Source organism: Bifidobacterium sp. UBA744 (genome assembly GCA_002298605.1).
Taxonomy (GTDB): Bacteria; Actinomycetota; Actinomycetes; order Actinomycetales; family Bifidobacteriaceae; genus Bifidobacterium.
Genome location: DBKS01000008.1, coordinates 6,236 through 10,879, shown reverse-complemented (window position 1 = coordinate 10,879; position 4,644 = coordinate 6,236). Strand labels below are relative to the sequence as shown.

At 60.4% G+C, this 4,644-nt stretch carries 5 protein-coding genes and 1 pseudogene; 2 read left to right on the top strand and 4 right to left on the bottom strand.

Features of this window, described 5'->3' with window-relative positions; translation table 11 throughout:
- Nucleotides 1–221, top strand: a pseudogene (locus B2994_RS00520) (SPFH domain-containing protein); the annotation flags it as partial.
- 100 nt (nucleotides 222–321) lie between these two features.
- Here the strand turns inward: B2994_RS00520 and B2994_RS00515 are convergent.
- The 4 genes from B2994_RS00515 to B2994_RS00500 are packed head-to-tail and all read right to left on the bottom strand — an operon-like array spanning nucleotide 322 to nucleotide 3,798.
- Nucleotides 322–1,197 (bottom strand): patatin-like phospholipase family protein, encoded by an 876-nt coding sequence (locus tag B2994_RS00515; protein ID WP_291526464.1) that lies wholly within the window; start codon nucleotides 1,195–1,197, stop codon nucleotides 322–324.
- Between the two features lie 47 nt (nucleotides 1,198–1,244).
- Entirely contained in the window at nucleotides 1,245–2,027 is a 783-nt protein-coding gene (gene murI, locus B2994_RS00510; protein WP_291526462.1) for a glutamate racemase, read from the bottom strand.
- 13 nt (nucleotides 2,028–2,040) lie between these two features.
- Nucleotides 2,041–2,970, bottom strand: coding sequence for a diaminopimelate epimerase (gene dapF / locus B2994_RS00505; protein ID WP_291526461.1), 930 nt, complete (start codon nucleotides 2,968–2,970; stop codon nucleotides 2,041–2,043).
- Nucleotides 2,971–3,018: 48 nt separating this feature from the next.
- The gene (locus B2994_RS00500) at nucleotides 3,019–3,798 is read right to left on the bottom strand and encodes a vitamin K epoxide reductase family protein (RefSeq protein ID WP_414630612.1); all 780 of its coding nucleotides are present in this window, start codon (nucleotides 3,796–3,798) and stop codon (nucleotides 3,019–3,021) included.
- A 118-nt stretch (nucleotides 3,799–3,916) separates the two neighbouring features.
- Here B2994_RS00500 and B2994_RS00495 point away from each other — a divergent pair.
- On the top strand, nucleotides 3,917–4,644 hold a 728-nt coding region (locus B2994_RS00495), incomplete at its 3' end, for a PHP domain-containing protein (protein ID WP_291526460.1).

Genomic DNA, 4,644 nt, shown 5'->3' with positions numbered 1-4,644 from the left:
TCGTCGACCAGATCAAAAGCCTTCAAGCCGTGGGCATGAACATTGGCGACGTCAATAATGTGGTGCTGTTCAACCAGTATCTCGACGTGATGCGCTCCCTTGCGGAATCCGACAACGCGAAAACCGTGGTGTTGCCATCGTCGACCCCGGGAGGCTACCAGGATCTGTACGAGCAGGTCACCAAGGCGATGCTCACCGCCAACGAGGCCGGCAATAAATAACCCGTTAGGCAAAAAGGACGTAGGCCAGTTCATTTATTGCTGTGATATGCAAAGGGGCGGCAGGCTACAAAAGATGCTTGCCGCCTCTTTGCATATGTGTTCAGCCGGCCAGAAATTCCGGTATGGCGTGGGCCGACGCATATCCCTTGCGATACATCAGTTCAAGACCCTCGAAGGTCTTGCTCAGCGTACTTAGTCCGCACAGATCATCCGGCGCGAGGATCAGCACGCGTCCGTCGGCCTCATAGCGTTTTGCCAGCGACACTTCATCGTTATACGTCTGATAGCGCTGCAGCAATCGTTCTGCGGCCTGCGGGTACCGATGCCGGAGAATGCGCGCCGGAGCCACGTCCTTGTTCTGCGACCGTATCTCATCACGCAGCCTGGTGAGGATCAGCACGATGCGGTCATAGCCGTCATCGATGGCCTTCTGCACCGGAACGGGGTCGGCGATCCCGCCATCGTAGTATGGCACGCCATCCACCACATACGGCTCGCAAGCCACCGGTACTGCGGAGCTCGCCTTCACGATGTCGTAATCATCGAAATGAATGCGCGACTTGTCGAAGTATTTGGTGCTGCCGTCCTCGGCGTTGCACGCCACTACCGTGAAACCCGTCGGATTGGATGTGAAGGCTTCGTAATCCAACGGATATTCGCCGTTGTGATTGGTGAGCGTGCCGTAAATATAGTCCAGATTGGCGAAGTTGTGGTTCTTGAAAAAGCTTTCGGTGCTGGCATATTCCTTACGGAACGCGTATTCGGTGTAGAACTTGTGATTGCGTCCCAACTGACGCGCGATGAACGAGGTCATATTGGCGGCGCCGGCCGATACGCCATAGCACCGGTCAAAACTGATGCCTTCCTCGAGCAGGTAATCCATGACTCCGCACCCGAAGATCGCACGGAATCCTCCGCCGACATCAATCAGAGCGGTTTTGTGCCGGCCTTCATATGAGAGACGGTCGGGCTGCATGAGCTGCATGGATTCGATGTTCTGCGTCATATATTCCCCCTTGCCGGTCAGCTACGCCATGCCAGTAGTCGTTGGGCCAATGCGTTCATACGGGGGCTGGTGTCGGAATTGCCGAGTTCCACGTCGCCCTGCGCGTCGTCGGGCGCAAGCTCGCCCAAGGACTCAAGCACTACTTCAAGGTGGCGTATCGTGCCTTCGTTGCCGTCGATGAGTGCGGTCGTCTCGGGCAGCAATTCACGGAAATAATCTCGGTAGAACACAAAATGAGTGCAGCCGAGCACCACAGAGTCAATGGTGTCGAGGTCGTAGGTGTCAAAATACCGGTGGAGCGTTTGCAGCACCAACTCATGATTGTCAAGCTGCCCGGACTCCACCAGTTTCACCAGATCGGGACATGGCTGTTTGAAAATGGTGTGCTGTTCTTTGAATCGGTTCATCAGCGTGGAGAATTTGCGTTCGCGTAGCGTCAGCGGGGTGGCGGCGACAATAATGCGCTGGCGGTGTCCGTGACCGGCATCGCAGGCGACTTTGAGCGCAGGTTCCATACCGATGATGGGGATGTCGAACTGCTCGCGCAGGCTGTTGACCGCGGCCGAGGTGGCGGTGTTGCAGGCGATGACCATGGCCTTGACGCCTTGGTCCGCAAAGCGCCGCGCAATGGCGAAGCTGAGTTCTTTGACCTGCTCGGGCGGTTTTGTGCCGTATGGAGCGTGGGCGGAATCCCCGTAATAGAGCACGTGTTCGTGCGGCATATCGCGGACGAGCTGGCGAACGACTGAAATGCCTCCTAATCCGGAGTCGAATACGCCCACCGGTGCTGTGGAAGCCATAATGAAACCCCTTTCAGGCGAGTTCGATCGTGCCGACCGTCGTTGCGTTGCCGGTGAGATGAACGTCAGTGTCGGTGACATCGACGCGCAGCACCCCGCCTCGTACGGTGATAGTCCAGTGCCCGATGCCGGTGAGCGCACGAAGCGTCACGGCTGAGGCGCAGAGGCCGGTGCCGCATGACAACGTTTCTCCGCAACCGCGCTCGTTCACGCGCATGGTGGCCGTTCCGACGCCGGATGATGCATCCACGGAGTCAATGCGCACGAATTCCACGTTCTGGTCGCTGGGCAGCTCCGGCGACACCACGGGCTTGGCGGTAAGGTCAAGATCTTCGATATCAGGCAGCGTATACGCGCCGATGCGGTCCGGAACCCCGACGAAGCCGGAAAAATCCCGGACGGCCACGACGTGTGGATTGCCCATGTCGACGAATGTGCCGTGCGCCGAACCCTGGGCGGAGGGAATCGTGACCTCGTAGGAGTCGGGCGTCTGCGCGCGCCATGCTCCCATGTCCACGCGGAATATGTCGGAGCCAAGCCCGTCCACCGCGCCGAGCGACGTCAGCGTTTTCACGCCGGCCCGGGTGCCCAAGCGGAAGGGCGCGCCTCCCGGAGCGTCGGCGAATCCATGTCGCTGGGCGAACAACGTGATCGCCCGGGTGCCATTGCCGCACATTTCCGCCAGCGATCCATCCGCGTTACGGTAATCCATGAACCATTCGGCGCCGTCATCACCGCAGGCGTCGATCTGCTCCCGGGTGAGATCGGATACGTTCTTGGGCGGCGCCAAACGGATCAGGCCGTCCGCCCCCACGCCAAAATGCCGGTCGCAAAGCCATCGGGTTTCATCGGGAGTCGGCTCGTACGCTCCGGTCGGATCGGCATACACGACGAAATCATTGCCGGTGGCATGCATTTTGGTTACGGTCTGTGGAATGCTCATGCCGCCAAGCCTACACTGGCCCTACGCCTCCGGCGGTTTCGTCCGCGCCTAGAACAGGACGTCCCCGTATTGCAGAAGGATCAGGGCGACCAGCACCACCAGCCAGAGCGCGTCGATCATCAGATCGTAATTCAGTCGATAGTATGTGCCGAGTCCATGCGGCACCGACGGCGTGAATGACGTGTCTGATCCGTTGCCGGACTCCTCACGCTGCTGCGCGCCGCGCGTCCCCCGACGCGTCGCAGGAAGCTGCTGCACGGCGACGGTGGCGTGGCTGAGCGCCATGAACTGGATGGTGGTGGAGAACATAAGTGCCAGGCACCATGGGCACAGGGCGTGAATCACATACATGGACTGCGTGAACAGCCAGTAGGCGTAGGCCAACGCGGAGAGGCCGCCCAACCATGTGCAGATGGCGAACCAGCGGGGAACGGCCACGCGAGCCATGCCGATAACCGCAACCGTGACGAACACCGATTCCGCCGCAATGCCGAAGAAAGCGTTGGGGAAACTCAGGCCGGCGAATTTGATGATTTCCGATTGCCAGGATTGCGCTACGGACGAACACGACACCACGCCGTTGACGTCGCAACCGAGTTTCATACCGGGATTGCGGGCCATAACCAGCGTCTCCGCAGACAGGACGAACGAGACGACCAATGCCGCGGCGGAGGCGACCAGCATCACCGCGTAGGTCCACAGGGCGCTGTGGCGCCAGCCGGTGAGCCGCATGGCCCGCTGTGAGCCCTGCAAATTCGTTTCGGCGGATTCGATGGCATCGGAGCCTGTCGCCGGTCCGGACTGATTGTCGTGCATGGTGCGTGTCATTGATATGCCCTCCTGCCGCCGCCTCGGATATTCGACCAATGCGATGATGGATGTCCGCGATGCGCCAACCGTGGCGGCGGCGTTCGCTTCCGACTGCCCTACAGCTTACGATGGTGATATGACTCGCGAGGCCGAACGACTTGAATCACCGCGCTGCGGATGGGACATACATTGCCACACCGCTTTCTCCGATGGTACGGAAACGCCGCATACGTTGATTCGACAGGCGAAGGCGCTTGGCCTGCATGGCGTGGCCATTACCGACCATGACACCACCGCCGGCTGGAAGGAGGCCGAACTCGCCGCTCGTGAGCTTGGCATGCCATTGCTTCGCGGCACGGAAATCACCGCGGCTGACAGGAATGTGAGCGTGCATATGCTGGCGTTCCAATATGATCCGCGCTCGCAGACCATATCGCAGCTGTTCGCCGGTACGCGCGCCGCCAGGATGGCTCGCACCAAGGCGATGGTGGAACTGATGTCGCGGGACTATCCGATTACTTGGGATGATGTGCTGGCGCAGGTGAGGGAGGGGGAGCGGACCACCATCGGCCGTCCGCATATAGCCGATGCCCTGGTTGCGGCCGGCGTCTATGCAACGCGATCGGACGCCTTTGCCGGCGCGGTGTCCGCCACCGGCAAGTATTACATTCCGACTCCGTCACCCACCACGCACGAGGTCGTGCGGGCGGTGGGCGACGCGGGCGGTGTGGTGATCATCGCGCATGCCGGCGGCCTGAACCGCAACCCCGTGCTGCTCAGCGATGAGCAGATTGAGGATCTTATTGATGAGGGTCTGGACGGTCTGGAAGTGTGGCACCGGGACAACCCGCCGGAGCAGCGGCG